The following is a 17,787-nucleotide window of genomic DNA, read 5'->3' on the forward strand; positions in this document are numbered from 1 at the left end:
AAAATCCACCGTGACCGTCTTTTCACCTTTCCCCCGCGGGGCAGATGACGCCCTGATCCGCCCCCTGACTAAGGATGACCGGGCGGAACTTGAAACCATGATTGAGACGGACCCGGTGGGTTTCCTTTTTGCCGCTGAGCACCTGCATCACTTCGGTTTACCGGCCCCCAGCGCCCTGACCTCTTTGAAGGTCTCTCAAGGTTTTATGGGAGTTTTTGTGCCCCGTGAAATACACCCGGAGGTAGGGTTCCAGGGGGCTGGGAGCACCCAGCCTTCTGCTGGCCTGACCCTGCCTGTAGGGGAGAGGCTGCCCGCTAAAGTCAAGACTGCCCTCAATGGCTTATGGTCTAAAACTGGGGCTCTGGTTGGGCGCTCTGCTGGAGCGCACTTCGCCGAGCCGAACCCTCGCACCGCAGCCCCTATGCCGGGTCTAGCTGAGACTTTTGCTCCTGCGCCGTCTCAGGGCCAACCTCGTTATGCCCTGGTGGGGGCTTTCTGGTTAGGTGCGAACTGTGTCCCTCTGACTGTGCCGCAAACCTACCACCGGCAGGTGGCGGCCTACATCTGGAGGCATAATCGCAAGATAGGCTCCATTTTTGGTCACCAGGAACCTGTCATGGGTATATGGAGTTACCTTGCTCATCGCATGCCAGCCCCTTTTGATGTGCGCAAAAATCAGCCTCTTCTTGAGTTGCCTGTGACCACTGATTTAAGCCACATAGCCGGTGCGACTTTAGCTCGCCCCTCCTTGGGTGCCCCTGCTGTGGTGGAGCAGGTGCGCTGGGCTAGAACTGATGATAGGCCCAGCCTCATACAGGCCTCGGTGTCTATGTTTACCGAAGAAGTGGGCTATGACCCCATGACGCGTGACCCGGCCGGTTACACCCGTCGCGTTGATGAGCTCACCCGCACTGGCCGAACCTTAGTGGCGGTAAATAGTGAAAATGTGGTGGTCTTTAAGACTGATGTGGGTTTGGCGCATGGGTCAAGCTGCCAGCTTCAAGGGGTTTGGTTGCACCCGTCCTACCGTGGTCAGCGGTTAGCGCCTGTTCTTTTGGCGCAGGCTTGTCAGCTGATTCGCCAGCGTTTTCCGCACCTGTCGCTCTATGTTAATGACTACAACGCACCGGCCAGTGCCCTCTATGCTGCAACGGGCTGGAAGCAGCGCTCAACCTTTGCAACAGTTCTCTTCTAAAGAGGAATATCCCCCAGTGAGACTACACATGTCCCCTAAAGGGGTGGTGTTCTGGCCCTGCTGTAACTGGTAGTTTTAATGGTGCACACTTTTACCTCTGCATCGCAGGTCTGGAAACCCCAATCACCCCAATTTCGGACGCAGAGCACCCCATTATTTACGAAACTTTGAGGGAAAGCATTGAAGAGCCTCCGCACATCTCTTGGCCTCACCACCTTGATCGGTCTTTCACTGACCTTGACTCCCGGCGCCTTTGCCGTTGACGCTGCTGTTGATACCACCACCCCTATTGGCGCCTACTGGGAGCAGCATCAGGACGTCCTAGGTGCAGCAACCGGCGAACAGCAGGTTTTTGCTAACGGCGCCACCCAGCAAACCTTTGAAAACGGCGTTGTAACCCAGGGTAAGTACGGCGGTGTTCAGGCTGTCACTGGTGCAGCTGGCGCAGCCTTCCTTAAGGCAGGCGGTGCTGAGAAGTTCGGCAACGCTGAATCATCCCCTTGGAAGCACAGCCACTGTGGCCTTTCGCTTACTACCCACGATGGTAAGACTCGCTGGCTTGTTGTGCTGGATGAGAAGACTCAGGCAGGCTCCTACCTTAACCTGAACTCTGCTGAGGCAAAGGCCTGGCAGGCAGAGCGTTCTAAGACCCGTTCCTGCTTTACCAATAACGCGGTTGCCCCTGCCGCCCCTGTTGTCTACGGTGCCCAGCCTGAGCCGGTAGTAGCTGAGGGTCCTGCCCCCCTTGCAGAAGGCGTTACCCCTGTAGAACCCGTTGCCGAGGGTATCATTCCTCCTGTAGAGCCTGTCGCTGAAGGTATCGCCCCTCCTGTAGAGCCTGTCGCTGAAGGTGTCACTCCTCCCGTAGTAGCGGCAGAACCTGAGGCTCCGGTTGCTCCTGAAGTTCCCGCAGAACCTGAAACTCCGGTAGCCCCTGAAGCTCCGGCTGATACTAACTTTGGCGATGCTGCCAACAAGATTGCTGAGGCCCGCGCCCTTGCTCTTGCTGAGGGTGTAGTCGTTGCTGAAAACGGCGGTGAACTCACTAAGGTCACCTCTGACCTGGTCACCTTGAACTTCGGTGGCAACATCTCAGCTATCTACTCAATTTCCCAGGACCGCGCGCTGATGATCAACACTGACGCGCTAGCAATCTACCTGGCTAACCCTGGTGAGTACGGCACCTACCTCTACCAGAACGAGTACACCAAGCACTGGAAGACCGGGGCCTTAGAACTGCGTGCTCTCTTCTACAACACCACCGCTGAGCAGTGCTCCACCCCTGTTACCTGGGACGATCACGGTTATGCCCTCTTCTCTTCTGGCACCGCAGTCATCTCCCACTACTTTATCCAGTACAACGATTACGGCACCTGCATCAACTGGGATAACCAGACCGTTGCCTCTCCCGTTACCTGGGGCGCTGGTTTGATGGACCGTACCGCAACCGGTACTGAGATCGACGCCACCTACGACTGGTCAGCAGCTAAGTTCATTCCCCTGCAGCAGGTTCTTGAACTGCGCCTTGACGCTAACAAGGTTGTCTACATCAAGGCTGACGCGAACGGTAAGCCCCTGGCCGGTGCCCAGCCTGTTGAGTCTTCAGCTCTGACTGAGGCCCTCAACCTCGCTGATCGTGGCCGTTTCTCCTCCTACAACGACTGGGCTGCCGGTGGCGACTGGAACATCTGGAACGAGATGACCATGCTGGGCGCTCCCATTGCTGATGCAACTGAAGTAACCGTCAATGGCACCACCACCGTGACCCAGCAGTTTGAAGGCGGCACCCTGATCTGGGCTAAGGGTTCTATCTTCATGAAGGCTGAACTCAACGACCTGGGCAAGGCCAAGCTAGCCTGGTACAACGACCTGGGCCTCTAAGCCCCTAGAATTCGCAGGTTCTTCTGCGCGGATACCGGCACCTACCTACCTGCCCTAAGGCAGGGGAGTGGGGCGCCGGCGTCCTTTCTTTAAAACCGGGTACAGCCCGTGCAGGTAGGCGGTAAACTGGTAGGTAAGTATGCCCGCTCCCGCCTTTTGCGCCGGTGGGTGGGCCCCGTACGAGAGAAGCGAGAAACCACTTGGTCCAGCGCCTGTCACACCTGTTCCTGCGCACCCTGCGTGAAGACCCCGTCGATGCCGAAGTTGCCAGCCATAAACTACTGGTCCGTGCCGGCTATATCCGCCGTGCTGCCCCCGGCGTCTACACCTGGCTACCGCTGGGCCTGAAGGTACTGGGCAAGATTGAGAACATCGTGCGTGAAGAAATGAACGCTATCGGTGCCCAAGAGGTACACTTCCCGGCCCTGCTGCCCCGCGAGCCCTACGAGGCAACCAACCGTTGGGAAGAATACGGCGATAACCTCTTCCGTCTGCAAGACCGTAAGGGCGCAGATATGCTGCTGGCCCCTACGCATGAGGAAATGTTCACCCTGCTGGTCAAGGACCTCTACACCTCCTATAAGGACCTGCCGGTTTATCTCTACCAGATTCAGACCAAGTACCGCGACGAGGCCCGCCCCCGCGCCGGTCTGCTGCGTGGCCGTGAATTCATCATGAAGGATTCCTACTCCTTCAACGTTGATGATGAGGGCCTGGAAGAGGCTTACCAGGCTCACCGTGCCGCCTACATCAAAATTTTTGAGCGCCTGGGCCTTGAAATCGCTATTGTGCAGGCCCAGTCTGGTGCGATGGGTGGTTCCCGCTCTGAGGAGTTCTTGCACCCCACCCCCATTGGTGAAGATACTTTTGTGCGCTCTGAGGGCGGGTACGCGGCTAACGTTGAGGCTGTTACTACCGTGGTGCCTGAGCCTGTGGACGCCTCTTCCACCCCAGCTGCCCACGTGGAGATGACCCCTGACTCAGCGACTATCGACACTCTCGTTGAACAATCCAACGTCCTGCACCCGCGCGAGGGTGAGCCCTGGGGCGCTGCTGACACCCTGAAGAACGTGGTGCTGGCCGTTATTCTGCCTGATGGTAGCCGCCAGCTGGTTGCTATTGGTGTGCCCGGTGACCGTGCCGTTGATCTGGGCCGTGTTGAGGTGAACGTGGGCGCCCTGCTGGGTGTTGGCGGTGAAGTTGAGGTTGAAGCTGCGAGCGAGGAAGACTTCAAGAAGTTCCCGCAGCTAGTCAAGGGCTACATTGGCCCCGGTCTGGCGCTGAGTGAGAAGCTCCTGGGTGCTGAATCAGCTACCGGTATTCCTTATTTTGTTGACCCCCGCGTCGTTGAGGGCTCTGCCTGGATTACTGGTGCTAACGAGGATCAGAAGCACGTCTACGACCTGGTACTGGGCCGTGACTTTGAGGCTGATGGTGTGATTGAGGCCTGTGAGGTGCGCGAGGGCGACCCGGCTCCTGATGGTTCTGGCCCCCTGATTGCTGCTCGTGGTATCGAGATGGGCCACATCTTCGCCCTGGGCCGTAAGTACGCTGAGGCCCTGGGCCTGAAGGTTCTGGATCAGAACGGCAAGCTACAGACCGTGACCATGGGCTCCTATGGTGTGGGTGTTACTCGCGCCCTGGCAGCTATTGCTGAGGGCAACCACGATGATAAAGGCCTGGTCTGGCCCCGTAACCTGGCCCCGGCCGATGTGCATGTGGTCATGACCGGCAAGGGCGCTGAGGTTGCAGAGGGCGCTGAGAAGCTGGTTGCTGACCTTGAAGCTGCTGGGCTGGATGTCATGTTTGATGACCGCCCCAAGGTATCACCCGGTGTGAAGTTTGGTGATGCTGAACTTCTGGGTGTTCCTACCATTGTGGTAGTTGGCCGTGGCTTTGCTGAGGGTAAGGTCGAAATTAAGGACCGCCGTAGTGGTGAGGCCCGCGAGGTCAGCCTTGAGGACGCCGTTACCGAGGTGCTGGCTGAAGTTTCGCTAACTCCTGGGCATCGAGGGTAAGCATAAGCGCCAGGGCCTCAAGGTCATCTGCTGACCTTGCCAGGTTCTGATCGGCAAGAGCGGCCCGCGCGTTGGACTCTATAGCCGTGGTGACGTCGGTGAGGTGCTGGGGTGCGTCCGCTGCTCCCACTAGGGGGTAGGACGCCGCCGGTGCCTCAAAGACCCCGTAGCAGGTGAGTACGGGGGCAGCTAAGCGGCTCATGCCGGTGCTGGCCTGCGCTAGCTGGCCAGCCTGGGAGGCTACCGCCCCATAGCCCTGCTGGGCTCGGGCGGCATAGACTTCGCTCACGTAGTTGAGCTGGTAGATGCTCTGCTGAAGAAGCGCCAGCGAGACAGGTTGTGCAGCCTCTTCACTACCTGAATTATCAGGAGCACCGGCGGCAAGCCCTTCATCGCTGCAGGTGTAGTTGCTGATTTTTTCTACATCATCAGCCAGGGCATCGGGGTAGGCAGCAGAAACCAGGCCGTCCTGGCGGGCAGCCTGCCACAGGTCGGCAAGGGCTGTGAGCGCGCGGGCCCGATCGCCGGCGTCCTCGGTGGTAAACCCTAGCTCAAGGAGCACCGAGATCGTGCTTTGAAGCTGCTGGTCAACCGGTTCATAGTCTCCTACGGTTACTTCTTGGGCCGCAGGGGCTAGGGATTCAAGGGCGCCCTGGGTGGCCTGGGCCAAATCATCTTTCCCTGCATCCTTGGCTGACTGCTGCAGGGCCGTGAGCTGGGTAGCCATGGTGCTTTGGTCTTGTAAGTTAGCCCGTATCTGTTCTGTCTGACGCTGGGAGAACCAGCCCATCGCAAGGAGCACTACCAGCAGGCCAGCCAAGAGGGCTGCCAGGAGCACGGGGGTTAGACGAATAGAGCGATTCATAGGTAGCTACCTCTCACAAGAAACAGTGCAGGCAAGGGCCCACCCTCCCCATTCTGCCAAAAAGTGCTCTGACTCGCCCGCCCTCAGCGAATTCCTAGCAGGCTGCTAGGGCACCGGTGGTAGGCTGGAGTGAATATATTTGAGCCCCAATACCAGGAGTTACGCGCGATGGCATCACCTAAAGCCAGTAAAAAGGACGCCCCCAACGCCCGTGAGCGCCGGGCTGCTGCCCGTGCCGAGCAGGGCATCACCCAAAAAGCCCCTGCCGGTAGCTTTGTGAGTGTTGAGGGTGTGCGTGAAGCTGTTACCCAGGTGGTAGAGCAGGAGTTCAAGCTGGTTTTGGAGAAGCTCACTGCTAAGGGCAGTGGTGCTAACCGAACCTTGGAAATTGTGGTGGACTACCCTGAAGACCGCACTGATGCCCTGTCTCTCGATACTATTGCTGAGGTTTCTCAGGCCCTCTCTACGGCTCTTGACGCCGTTGATGATGGTGAGGTGCCTTACTCTCTTGAAGTCTCATCGCGCGGTGTGACTAGCCCCTTGCTTGAGACTCGTCACTGGAAGCGTTCTATTGGCCGTCTGATTGAGATTACTGAAGCTGGGGGAGAGAAGTACCTGGCCCGGCTCGATGTTGTGACCGATGAGGGGCCAGTACTGCGCCGGAAGAAGGAGACCAAGAAGGGTCAGCCTGAGAGCTACCGTGACCCTGTTACCCTGCCCTGGGGCACAATTTCTGGGGCAAAGGTTGAAATTGAATTCAACCGCTAGCAAGTAATCGCTAGAATATAAAGACAAGACTGCACCTCAATACTTTTTGAGGCAGCGCGCCGCATACGCGCGAACATACACCGCAAGCGGTGCCGGAGCTTCTTTGCCCCGGCACCGTGTTACACGGAAGGGCCAACCATGGACATTGATTTGAGCAATCTCCGCCTGCTCGAAAAAGAGCGCGACATCTCAATCGACACCCTGATCCCGATGATTGAGAGCGCCATCCTGCTGGCCTACCAGAAGCAGCCCGGTGCTATCCGCGGCTCACGCGCTGAGCTTGACCGTACCACCGGTAAAGTCGCCATTTGGGCTCCTGAACTTGATGAGAACGATGAGCAGATTGGTGAGTTTGACGATACCCCCAATAACTTTGGTCGTATTGCCGCCTCAACTGCCCGCCAGGTCATTCAGCAGCGTCTGCGTGATGCCCAGGATTCAGCTGTTCTCGGTGAGTTCAAGGATCGTGAAGGTCAGTTGATTTCAGGTGTGATTCAGCAGGGCCCTAACCCCCGCATGATTCACGTTGATTTGGGCACCCTAGAAGCTGTACTGCCCACTAACGAACAGGTGCCGGGGGAGCGTTATACTCACAACACCCGTCTGCGCGCTTATGTGCTTGAAGCGAAGCGTGGCCCCAAGGGCCCCTCAATCGTGCTTTCTCGTTCTCACCCCAACCTGGTGCGTCGTCTTTTTGAGCACGAGGTCCCTGAAATTGCTGATGGGTCGGTAGAGATCATGGCTATTGCCCGTGAGGCTGGGCACCGCACTAAGCTTGCGGTGCGTGCCACTAAAGCTGGTGTAAACCCCAAGGGCTCTTGCATTGGTGAGATGGGTGCGCGTGTGCGTGCTGTGATGGGCGAACTCAACGACGAAAAAATTGATATCGTCGATTACTCTGAGAGCCCTGAAGAGTTTATTGCTGCTGCTCTCTCACCGGCTAAGGTCAGTGACGTTACTGTAACCGAGCGTAAGACTTTCTCAGCCCGCGCTATCGTACCTGATGACCAGCTTTCTTTGGCTATCGGTAAGGAAGGGCAGAACGCCCGTCTAGCTGCTAAGCTCACCGGCTGGCGTATTGATATCATCTCAGCATCTAAGTACGAGGCTGCCATGGCAGCAGCTCGAGCTGCGGGTACCGAAGATGATGAAGAAGCCCTCGATACTAGCGCAGAATAAGAGAGCTGACTAACATATTTGCCGTTAGCCCCCGCAAGGGGGCTAAACTGGTCTATTGAGGTCACACCACCAGAGGGTGCTCATGACTGGCAAGCGCCCAGCCATGTCTGCAAGCTCCGCCAAAAGAGCTAGCAGAAGATAGGTTAACAACACGAAGGGAGCGCCTGAGCTGCACACCCCCGTCCGCACCTGTATTGGCTGCCGAACCACAGCACCTGCCCCTGACCTCACCCGTATTGCCCTCACACAGACTGAACCACCGTGTGCAGTCTTTGACCGGGCCAAAAACCTCCCGGGGCGTGGAGCCTGGCTCCACCACACACCCGAATGCCTTGCCCTCGCACTCAAAAAGAATGCGCTGGCCAGGGCCTTTAGAACCCGGGTCGATGCCAAGGAACTGGTCATTCCCGCCCAGCGGGTAGCCGGTCCAACCCCGCCAGGGGTGGCGAACCAATAATGTCAACGAGTTTGACGACTTACTGTGTACGAAAGCGAGTCAGAAAACTGATGGAAACCCGATGAGTGCCGCGCAATGAGTACTTTCCTGTGCTCACCCACCGGCAAAAACCCAGCTGAAAACCAGCTGAAACCTCATACAAACTGAAGGTTCGCCCCTGTTCGGTGCGAACCAGAACAGGAGAAAAGTGGCTAAGCCCCGCGTTCACGAGATCGCTAAAGAACTCGGAATTCAATCCAAAGAAGCTGTCGCTAAGCTTCAAGAACTTGGCGAGTTCGTCAAGGGTGCATCATCAACCCTCGAACCGCCCGTAGTTAAAAAATTGCGTGCTGCCTTCCCCAACGCTACTGCCTCAACTGAGGCCCCGGCAGAACAGAAGAAGGCTGCTGCCTCCACGTCAGCTCCCAAGCCTGGGGCAACGTCAGCGAAGCCTGCTGCTGCGCCCAAGGCTGCTGGCACTCCTAAGCCTGCTAGCGCACCTAAGCCCGGTTCAAGCGCCCCCAAGCCTGGGGCCGCTGCACCGAAGGCTACCCCCGCAGCTAAGCCTGCTACCGAGGCTGCACCTGCTGCTGAGAAGAAGGACGCCGCCACCAAGCCTGCTGGCCCCCGCCCCGGCAACAACCCCTTCTCCACCACCCAGGGCATGTCAGCGCCCAAGCCGGCTGCTCCTAAGCCTGCTGCCCCTCGTCCTGCTGGCGCTAAGCCTGGGCCCCGCCCCGGCAACAACCCCTTTGCCCCTTCACAGGGCATGGGTAAGCGCAATGACCGTAACGAGCGTGGCGAAGGCGGCCGCTCAGGTGGCCCCCGCCCCGCAGGTGGTCGTAACGGCCGCGGTAACAACCCCGGTGGGCCTCGTCCTGCCGGTGGCGGTAACGGTGGCCCCCGCCCCGCAGGTGGCCGCAACAACGCTCCTCGCCCTGCTGGCGCAGGTGCCGGTGGGCCTCGCCCTGCCGGTGGCGCACCCCGCCCCGCAGGTGGCGGCGGCAACCGCCCCTCACCTAACATGATGCCCACCAAGATGAGCGGTAACGTCGGTGCCCGTGGCGGCGCCGGTGCATCTGCTGGTGGTGGCCCCCGCCGTGGCTCAGGTGGCCCCGGTGGCGGTAACGGTGGCGGCTTCAACCGTGGCCCCGGTCGCGGTGGCCCCGGTGCTGGTCGCGGCAACGCCCAGGGCGCTTTCGGTCGCGGTGGCGGCAAAAAGAAGAAGGGCAAGACTAAGTCAGCTCTGCGTCGTGAAGAGCAGCTGCGTCAGCCTACTATCGGTGGCGTAGCCGTACCTCACGGTGACGGCACCACCGAGATCCGTATGCGTCGCGGCGCCTCACTGATGGACTTCGCCGAGAAAATTGGCGCAAACGCCGCAGCCTTGGTGACCGTCCTGATTCACCTTGGTGAAATGGCAACCCAGACCCAGTCCCTCGATGAGGAAACCTTCGAACTGCTCGGTGCCGAACTGGGCTACGTCGTAAAGATCGTTTCCCCCGAGGACGAAGAACGTGAACTGCTCGAATCCTTCGACATCAACCTGGCTGCCGAAGCTGAGGCTGAGGACGAAGAGGTACTTGAAGTACGCCCGCCGGTTGTAACCGTCATGGGTCACGTTGACCACGGTAAGACCCGCCTGCTCGATGCTATCCGTAACACCAACGTCATTGACGGTGAAGCTGGCGGCATCACCCAGCACATCGGTGCCTACCAGATTCGCACCGAAGTTGAAGGCGAAGAGCGCTACCTGACCTTCATTGACACCCCCGGTCACGAGGCCTTCACCGCCATGCGTGCCCGTGGTGCCAAGGTCACCGACATCGCAATCCTGGTTGTTGCAGCGGACGACGGCGTCATGCCCCAGACCGTTGAAGCACTCAACCACGCCCAGGCAGCTAACGTGCCGATCGTTGTTGCAGTCAACAAGATTGATAAAGAAGGCGCTAACCCCGAGAAGATTCGTGGTCAGCTCACCGAATACGGCCTGGTACCCGAAGAATACGGTGGCGACACCATGTTTGTTGAGGTCTCAGCCCGCCAGGGTAAGAACATCGACGAACTGCTCGCCGCTGTCACCCTAACCGCAGACGGTGCCCTGGAACTGAAGGCTAACCCCAACAAGGAAGCCCGCGGTGTGGCCATCGAAGCTAACCTCGATAAGGGCCGTGGTGCTGTCACCACCGTACTGGTCCAGTCCGGTACCCTACGCGTAGGTGACGCTATCGTTGCAGGCTCCGCCTACGGCCGCGTCCGTGCCATGTTCGATGAGAACGGCACCAATGTGGAAGAAGCAGGCCCCTCACGCCCCGTACAGGTACTGGGTCTGAACACCGTGCCCCGCGCAGGTGACACCTTCCTCTCCACCGAAGAAGAGCGCACCGCCCGCCAGATCGCTGAAAAGCGTGAAGCAGCTGACCGTAACGCCCAGCTTGCTAAGCGCCGTAAGCGTGTGACCCTCGAATCCTTCGATGCCGCCGTGGCAGAAGGCAAGATGGACACCCTCAACCTCATCATCAAGGGTGACGTCTCCGGTGCTGTTGAAGCACTGGAAGAGTCCCTGATGAAGATCGAGGCCGGTGGCGACGAAGTTCAGCTACGTGTTATCCACCGCGGCGTTGGCGCAATCACCCAGAACGACGTCAACCTGGCAACTGTCGATAACGCAATCATCATCGGCTTCAACGTCCGCCCCGCCGAGCGTGTGGCAGAACTGGCCGACCGTGAAGGCGTAGAAATGAAGTTCTACTCCGTCATCTACCGCGCTATCGAAGAAGTTGAAGCAGCCGTCAAGGGTATGCTCAAGCCTGAATACGAAGAGGTTGAACTGGGCTCAGCCGAGATCCGCGAAGTCTTCCGCTCCTCCAAGTGGGGCAATATCGCCGGTTCAATCGTCAAGTCCGGCATCATCAAGCGCAACTCCAAGGCACGCCTGGTACGCGACGGTGCTGTGGTTGCAGATAACCTCAACATCGAATCCCTGCGCCGTTTCAAGGACGACGCCACCGAGGTCCGCGAGGGCTACGAGTGTGGTATCGGCCTGGGTTCCTTCAACGACATCAAGGAAGGCGATGTTATTGAAACCTGGGAGATGCAGGAAAAACCCCGCGTCTAGGCTTCTACCTGGCTGATACTAAGGACGCCGGCAGGCGGGGCACCCCGCCCCGCCGGCATACCAGGTACACAACCTAGCAATCACGCTTAGGCACCCTAGGGTTCGCGCTCGCAGCAAACCCTAGGGTGCCTTTACACTTAAAGATAGAAATATCTCTTACGAAGGAGAACATCATGGCAGATCCCGCACGCGCCGCCCGCCTAGCCGACCGTATCAAGGTCATCGTTGCCCAGGCCCTTGAACGTCGTATCAAGGACCCCCGCCTCGGCTTCATCACCGTCACTGACGCCCGCGTCACCAACGACTTGCAGCACGCCACCGTCTACTACACCGTGTTTGGTTCTGAAGAAGAGCAGGCCTCCACCAAGGCTGCCCTCGAATCAGCTAAGGGTATTTTGCGCTCTGAGGTGGGTAAGAACATCACTGCCCGTCTGACCCCCACCTTGACCTTTGTTCCCGATGAGGTGCCCGTTAACGCGGCCCACATTGAGGATTTGCTCCGCAAAACTAAGGAACGTGACGCTGAGCTTCTTGCTGCTCGTGAAGGGGCCGAATACGCCGGTGGCGAGGATGCCTACAAGAGCACCGAGACTGAGGAAGACGAAGCCTAAACCGTGGCCAAGAAAGCACCCACCGGGCCCTCTGGCCTCATTGTTGTCGACAAACCTGCCGGATTAACCAGCCACGACGTCGTTTCTAAAATGCGCTGGATTGCTGGTACCCGCAAAGTAGGGCACGCCGGAACTCTTGACCCTATGGCCACGGGGGTGCTCATTCTTGGTGTCAATAAGGCAACCCGCCTTCTGACCTGGGTGGTAGGGGAGACTAAAACCTATACCGCCACTATCCGCCTGGGTGTCTCTACCCTCACCGATGATGCAGAGGGCGAGGCAAGGGCAATCGCTGCTGCCGGTGCCCTGGACCAGATTAGTGAGGACGCCATCAGGCAGCAGCTTGCTCTTCTCACCGGGGATATTATGCAGGTGCCCTCTGCCGTTTCGGCTATCAAAGTCCAGGGGGTGCGCTCCTATGCGCGGGTACGCTCGGGCGAAGAGGTAGAACTGGATGCACGGCCTATCACCGTACATTCCTTTGACCTGCACCAGGTTCGCCCTGCCCAGGGCACCTACCAGCTAGGTGAAGACGAGGTGAGCACCAGCGTCCTTGACCTTGATGTGACCGTTGTCTGCTCTGCCGGTACCTATATTCGTGCCCTAGCCCGCGACCTGGGTGCGGCCCTGGGAACCGGCGCCCATCTTACTGCCTTGCGCCGCACCGCCATTGGCGAGATTCGTGCAGAAGATGCCTATAGTCTTGATGATCTTATTGCTAGGCGTGAAGCTGAAGAAGCTGCCCCCCTGCTACCTCTAGAAGAGGCAGCTCGCCGCCTTTTTGCCGTCCGTCATCTCACTGCGGCTGAAGCCACTGATTTAGCTAACGGGCGCCGTATCACCCCCACTGAGGGCAGTCTGGCCACTCAAGCTACTACTAAAACTGGTTCCACCGGTGGGCACGATAAACCTACCACTACGGGCCTTACCGCAGCCTTTGCCCCTAACGGGGTTCTGGTTGCCATCATCGAAAATACCCGTTTCCGCCGTCAAGATGTTGCCGCCCCTGTGCTCGTCTTTGAGGCCGGAACTAGTTTCACGGAAGACTAGCCCGCCATGATGATTGCTGGACTCGATCTCTGGTTCTGGGTGTGTGCGGCCCTGGGCACCGTCTCCTTCCTGATCTGTCTTACTAAGTTCCTGCGCGGGGCAGCCCCGGATGATTGGGCTCAAGGCTCCGTTATTGTCCTTGAGGTCTTTCTGCTTATGTACCTGGTCGGGTCTATTATCATGCAGGTCAGCACTGACGGCCCTAGCGGCGACTGGCTTGAATACTACGGCTACCTGATCACTGCCATGATTATTCCTGTTGGCACCTTCATCTGGTCCCTTGCAGAGCGGACCCGCTGGTCAACCCTGGTGCTGGGGCTAACTGGACCGGTGCTGGTGATTATGGTGCACCGCATGAATATGCTCTGGTACTACTATTAGGTTGGTGCGGCAGAAAGTAAGCGCACCCCCTGCACTAAAGGCCAGAAATACCCATAAGAGCAGCATCAACAGATTGCATGGGAGATAAGGACAAGACTATGAACCAAACGCAGAAGAACAGCGGCTTTGGGCGTCTACTTGTGCTGGTTTACGGTATTTTCACGCTTTCAGCCGGGGCGCGGGCTCTTTACCAGGTCATCCGAAAATTTGATGAAGCCCCGCTATCCATTAGCTTGTCAGCTCTTTCAGCTCTCATCTACCTGGTTGCCACTATCGCTCTGGCCAAGAAGGGGGAGAGGGCGTGGGTAGTTTCCCTGGTTGCCGTCAGTTTTGAAATGGTGGGGGTGTTGCTCATTGGTATCTTCTCCTACCTGCAACCCCAGCATTTTGAGGTGGCTTCGGTCTGGTCGCATTTTGGCTCTGGCTACGGTTATATTCCCCTGATTTTGCCTATGGTAGGGCTCTGGTGGCTTGCCAAAACCAGGCCTGTTCGTACTCGCTGAGCGAAGACGTCCGTCTGCACCTGAGCAGACCGTGCTAATTCCGCGTAGTATAGACACGAAGCAACCCAACCGAGGAGCACAGTGAAGCGCTTTACCGATCTCGCTCAAGTCCCTGCCGACTTTGGCCCCACCGTGGTTACCATCGGCAACTTTGATGGTGTGCACATCGGTCACCAAAAAGTGCTCTCTACCCTGGTCGATACGGCCCGGGCTCACCAGCTTGACTCTGTGGCGGTCTCCTTTGACCCTCATCCTGCTAAGGTTCACGGGCCTGCTGGTGGCCATATTGAAATCATGGGGCAAGATGGCCGGCAAAAAATTCTTGCAGATCTCGGCGTCGACTACTACCTGCTTCTGCACTATGACCTCACCTTTGCCGCCCAAACTCCTCAAGAGTTCGTTAAGCGCACTTTTGTTGATGCCCTGAATGCTAGGTTCGTGGTCATCGGTGATGATGTCCGTTTTGGGGCTCATAATTCTGGTGATCTCAACACCATGAGAGAGCTGGGCGAAAAATATGGTTTTGAGGTGCTTGTTGTTGAGGACCTGCTGGCCCTTGATGACCGCCGTTGCTCATCAACGTCTATCCGGCAGCTACTTGCTCAAGGGCAGGTGGGGCACGCCGCCTCTATCTTGGGGAGAAACCACTATATGAGCGGTGAGGTGGTACATGGTGCTGCCCGCGGCCGCGAGCTAGGCTTTCCCACCGCCAACCTACACGTTGATTCAGAAGGGCTTGTTCCTGCGGACGGGGTCTACGCTGGCTGGTTGACTGATCAGGGCGGCACCCGCCACCCTGTGGCTATCTCTGTTGGCACTAACCCTACCTTTGAAGGCATCACTACCCGCCAGGTGGAGGCTCATGTTATTGACCGCCCCCAGGAGAAGGTTGAGGACTTCAACCTTTACGGGCAGCATGTCACCTTGGAGTTTGTAGAGTACCTGCGCGGTATGGTGGCCTATACCGGTGTAGAAGCACTCATTGAGCAGATGCACGACGATGTAGAAAAGGTTAAGACGATCCTTAGCGGTAACTAATGAACATATAAAGAAGTTCCCGGAATAAGAACTCTTATTCCGGGAACTTCTTTACCTTCTCCTACATCTCTTCGTGGGTGTTGGGGTCGAAGTCGCGGCCCACCCCAGATTCTAGGGCGTCGATACGCTCAACCTGCTCGTCGGTGAGTTCCCAGTCGAAGACGGCCAGGTTTTCTTCCATGCGCAGGGCGTGAGAGCTCTTGGGCAGGGGCACCAGGTTCTTCTGAACCTCCCAGCGCAGGATTACCTGGGCTACGCTCTTGCCGGTTTCGGTTGCGATAGCCTCTAGGGCGGCGTCCTTGAGCAGGTCGGTTTTGCGGCCCAGGGGTGACCAGCACTGGGTGAGAATGGCGTGGTCGAGGTTGTAGGCTGCCCAGTCCTGCTTCTGGGAGTAGGGGTGCAGCTCAATCTGGTTGATGGCGGGGGTGACGCCGGTTTCTTCAATCAGGCGGTCAATGTGTTCGGGCAGGAAGTTAGAGACGCCAATAGATTTGACTAGCCCTTCTTCTTGGGCTTTGATGAGGGCCCGCCAGGTATCGACGTAGAGCCCCTGGGAGGGGTTGGGCCAGTGAATCAGGTAGGCGTCCAGGTAGCTAAAGCCCATACGGTTCAAGGTGCCTTCAAGGGAGCGTAGGGTGGCCTCGTAGCCGTGGTCGCGGCCGGGTACCTTGGACTGCACAAAGACTTCGTCGCGTGGGGTGCCTGAGCGTAGCACGCCGCGGGCAACACCTGGCTCGTTCTCGTAGTTCACGGCGGTATCAATGAGGCGGTAGCCGCGGATGATGGCCTCAGATACCGCGGCTTCGGCCTCTACATTATTGAGCGGGTAGGTGCCTAGACCTAGGAGTGGGATGGTGTTGCCGTCGCGTAGGGTGTGGGTTTGCATTGGTTTTCCTCTCAGGTGGTGCGGTGCGGACGCCGGTTAGCGGGTGAGCAGATCTAGCACGAGGGTTGCGCTTCGTTGGGCGACGATGGGGGCGTCCATGTGGAAGTCCTGATCGGCGGCTGGGCCGCATAGGTCAGAGATGCCGCGTACTGCGATGAAGGGCAGGGAGCGGCTGGAGCTAATCTGGGCCAGGGCGGTGGTTTCCATGTCGGTGGAGATAGCCTGGGGGAAGAGCTGCCGGGTGTCTTTGACGTTATGGGCGGTGACGAAGGACCCACCGGCTAGCATCTGCCCGAAGAGGGCACTGCCTTCGCCGGTGTAGGCTGCTGCTGCGGTGCGGGCTTTATCACCTAGGGCCGGGTCGGTGCTGTAGCTTGCGGGCATGCCAGGGACCTGCCCGAACTCGTAGCCGAAGGCGGTGGCGTCCGCGTCGGTGTAGGTGTAGTGAGTGCCGATAGCTAGATCTCCCACATTGACGTCGGCGCGTAGGCCACCGGCGGTACCGGCTGATACGATCACGCGCGGGATCGGTACTAGGGCCAGGGCAACAGAGAGGGCGGTGGCCGCATTGACCAGGCCAATCTGTGAGCGCACCAGCAGGATTTTTAGCTCATCAGTGCCGGTAGCTAATACTCGGGGGTAGAAGAGGGCTTCGCCCAGGGCGTAGGCTTCACCGGCAGGTTCTGTCTTCTCCAGGAAGGGGGCTGCTTCTACATCCATCGCTACTTGAACGATGGCAGCGTTCTCAAAGCCAGCGGGAAGTGCGAAAGCTGACATTAGGCCATCACCTGCTCCCACTCGTCCTTTTTCTTTAAGAAGGTACGCACCGCAGCCTGGGCTTCTTCCAGGGAGTGGTTGGCGCCCCAACCGCACTGCACCGCGTTAGCTGCCGGGACTTCATCAGCTTCAAGCAGGTCCTTCATGGTGGCTTCAAGCACCTGCATGAACTCGGCAGGTTCAAGGCCTAGAGTGAGGGCGTAGAAACCGGTCTGGCAGCCCATGGGAGAAAAATCGACCAGGGCGTCGGTGTGGTTACGCATGTGGTGGGCGGTCATGTGCTCAATAGAGTGAATAGCTTTCATGCCCAGGTGCTCCTTGTTGGGCTGGGCGAAACGCACATCGTACTTAACGAGGACGTCGCCCCCCGGCAGGGTCTTACGGGCTGCTACGCGCACGTATGGGGCGGCCACAGCGGTGTGGTCGAGGTCGAAGGATTCAACGTTTGTCTTTTGCTTCTCAAAATTTTCAGGCTTTTGCATGGTTTCCATTCTCCCAGGCTCGAAGCTCAATAGCTACCTGCTCAGTAATCTACTCAACATAGGCTGATTCAGTAGCGAGGGTAGACCTGTAACTGCGGGGTAGGGAAGAAGGGCAGGTGAGCCAAGCTACCGCCGGGCTCTCTTCCCGCTAGCAGGCTTGTGCGGTAGAGTTGTTGATGCATGTAACTGCAGTCCGTGGCAGTTCCCTGCAGAGGCTAAGTCACCTACCGGCGTCCTGGCCCTCAACCCGGCAGCAAAAATGTTGACCGGGCCGCACACGGCACTAACTCTAGGAGTTACACCATGGCTCTTGATCCCAAGATCAAGCAGGACATCATGAAGGAATACGCAACCCACGAAGGTGACACCGGTTCACCCGAGGTTCAGGTTGCAGTTCTGACTCGTCGTATCACCGACCTGACCGAACACCTCAAGTTCCACAAGCACGACCACCACTCACGTCGTGGTCTGATGATTCTCGTTGGTCGCCGCCGCAACCTGCTCGGCTACCTCAAGAGCGTCGACATCGAGCGTTACCGCGCCCTCATTGAGCGTCTCGGTATCCGCCGATAACACAAGGTTTGTGAGCGTGAGGGCGG

General features: G+C 58.2%; 17 protein-coding genes. 13 read left to right on the forward strand and 4 right to left on the reverse strand.

The window, feature by feature from the left end:
• Positions 1-10 precede the first annotated feature (10 nt).
• The 3 genes from ACED87_RS01150 to ACED87_RS01160 all read left to right on the forward strand — a co-directional run bounded on the left by ACED87_RS01150 (position 11) and on the right by ACED87_RS01160 (position 5,094).
• Entirely contained in the window at positions 11-1,195 is a 1,185-nt protein-coding gene (locus ACED87_RS01150) for a GNAT family N-acetyltransferase (RefSeq protein ID WP_449089485.1), read from the forward strand.
• Between the two features lie 180 nt (positions 1,196-1,375).
• A complete protein-coding gene (locus ACED87_RS01155; RefSeq protein ID WP_449089486.1) occupies positions 1,376-3,076 on the forward strand; it encodes a hypothetical protein in 1,701 nt (566 codons plus the stop codon).
• A 200-nt stretch (positions 3,077-3,276) separates the two neighbouring features.
• A complete protein-coding gene (locus ACED87_RS01160; RefSeq protein ID WP_449089487.1) occupies positions 3,277-5,094 on the forward strand; it encodes a proline--tRNA ligase in 1,818 nt (605 codons plus the stop codon).
• On the opposite strand, the gene ACED87_RS01165 is transcribed toward ACED87_RS01160, so the two are convergent.
• Entirely contained in the window at positions 5,045-5,959 is a 915-nt protein-coding gene (locus ACED87_RS01165; RefSeq protein ID WP_449081792.1) for a hypothetical protein, read from the reverse strand. The two genes, ACED87_RS01160 and ACED87_RS01165, sit on opposite strands and share 50 nt — an antisense overlap.
• Positions 5,960-6,127: 168 nt before the next feature.
• Here ACED87_RS01165 and ACED87_RS01170 point away from each other — a divergent pair, with 168 nt between their 5' ends.
• From ACED87_RS01170 to ACED87_RS01210, 9 genes are all read left to right on the forward strand, one after another.
• Entirely contained in the window at positions 6,128-6,727 is a 600-nt protein-coding gene (locus ACED87_RS01170; protein ID WP_449081793.1) for a ribosome maturation factor RimP, read from the forward strand.
• 138 nt (positions 6,728-6,865) lie between these two features.
• Complete coding sequence (gene nusA / locus ACED87_RS01175) at positions 6,866-7,906, forward strand: transcription termination factor NusA (RefSeq protein WP_449081795.1); 1,041 nt, start codon at positions 6,866-6,868, stop codon at positions 7,904-7,906.
• Positions 7,907-8,099: 193 nt separating this feature from the next.
• On the forward strand, positions 8,100-8,363 hold the full coding sequence (locus ACED87_RS01180; RefSeq protein ID WP_449081912.1) for a YlxR family protein: 264 nt from the start codon (positions 8,100-8,102) through the stop codon (positions 8,361-8,363).
• Positions 8,364-8,550: 187 nt separating this feature from the next.
• A complete protein-coding gene (gene infB, locus ACED87_RS01185) occupies positions 8,551-11,460 on the forward strand; it encodes a translation initiation factor IF-2 (RefSeq protein ID WP_449081797.1) in 2,910 nt (969 codons plus the stop codon).
• Between the two features lie 173 nt (positions 11,461-11,633).
• A complete protein-coding gene (gene rbfA / locus ACED87_RS01190) occupies positions 11,634-12,071 on the forward strand; it encodes a 30S ribosome-binding factor RbfA (RefSeq protein WP_449081798.1) in 438 nt (145 codons plus the stop codon).
• Between the two features lie 3 nt (positions 12,072-12,074).
• Positions 12,075-13,121: a tRNA pseudouridine(55) synthase TruB gene (truB, locus tag ACED87_RS01195; RefSeq protein WP_449081800.1), complete on the forward strand. Its 1,047-nt coding sequence runs from the start codon at positions 12,075-12,077 to the stop codon at positions 13,119-13,121.
• A gap of 6 nt (positions 13,122-13,127) precedes the next feature.
• The gene (locus ACED87_RS01200; protein WP_449081802.1) at positions 13,128-13,502 is read left to right on the forward strand and encodes a hypothetical protein; all 375 of its coding nucleotides are present in this window, start codon (positions 13,128-13,130) and stop codon (positions 13,500-13,502) included.
• A gap of 98 nt (positions 13,503-13,600) precedes the next feature.
• Positions 13,601-14,005 (forward strand): hypothetical protein, encoded by a 405-nt coding sequence (locus ACED87_RS01205; RefSeq protein WP_449081804.1) that lies wholly within the window; start codon positions 13,601-13,603, stop codon positions 14,003-14,005.
• An 81-nt stretch (positions 14,006-14,086) separates the two neighbouring features.
• Entirely contained in the window at positions 14,087-15,043 is a 957-nt protein-coding gene (locus ACED87_RS01210; RefSeq protein WP_449081805.1) for a bifunctional riboflavin kinase/FAD synthetase, read from the forward strand.
• 61 nt (positions 15,044-15,104) lie between these two features.
• On the opposite strand, the gene ACED87_RS01215 is transcribed toward ACED87_RS01210, so the two are convergent.
• From ACED87_RS01215 to ACED87_RS01225, 3 genes are read right to left on the reverse strand one after another with little or no spacing between them, the layout of a single operon-like run.
• Positions 15,105-15,929 (reverse strand): aldo/keto reductase, encoded by an 825-nt coding sequence (locus tag ACED87_RS01215; protein WP_449081807.1) that lies wholly within the window; start codon positions 15,927-15,929, stop codon positions 15,105-15,107.
• Between the two features lie 36 nt (positions 15,930-15,965).
• Positions 15,966-16,706, reverse strand: coding sequence for a 5'-methylthioadenosine/S-adenosylhomocysteine nucleosidase (gene mtnN / locus ACED87_RS01220; RefSeq protein ID WP_449081809.1), 741 nt, complete (start codon positions 16,704-16,706; stop codon positions 15,966-15,968).
• Positions 16,706-17,188, reverse strand: a complete 483-nt coding sequence (locus tag ACED87_RS01225; RefSeq protein WP_449081811.1) for an S-ribosylhomocysteine lyase — start codon at positions 17,186-17,188, stop codon at positions 16,706-16,708. Before ACED87_RS01225 ends, mtnN begins: the two co-directional genes overlap by 1 nt.
• Before the next feature lie 303 nt (positions 17,189-17,491).
• Between ACED87_RS01225 and rpsO the strand changes: the two genes are divergently transcribed.
• On the forward strand, positions 17,492-17,761 hold the full coding sequence (rpsO, locus tag ACED87_RS01230) for a 30S ribosomal protein S15 (protein WP_449081813.1): 270 nt from the start codon (positions 17,492-17,494) through the stop codon (positions 17,759-17,761).
• Positions 17,762-17,787: the final 26 nt, after the last annotated feature.

The organism is Rothia sp. 32237D007AR, from assembly GCF_053544675.1.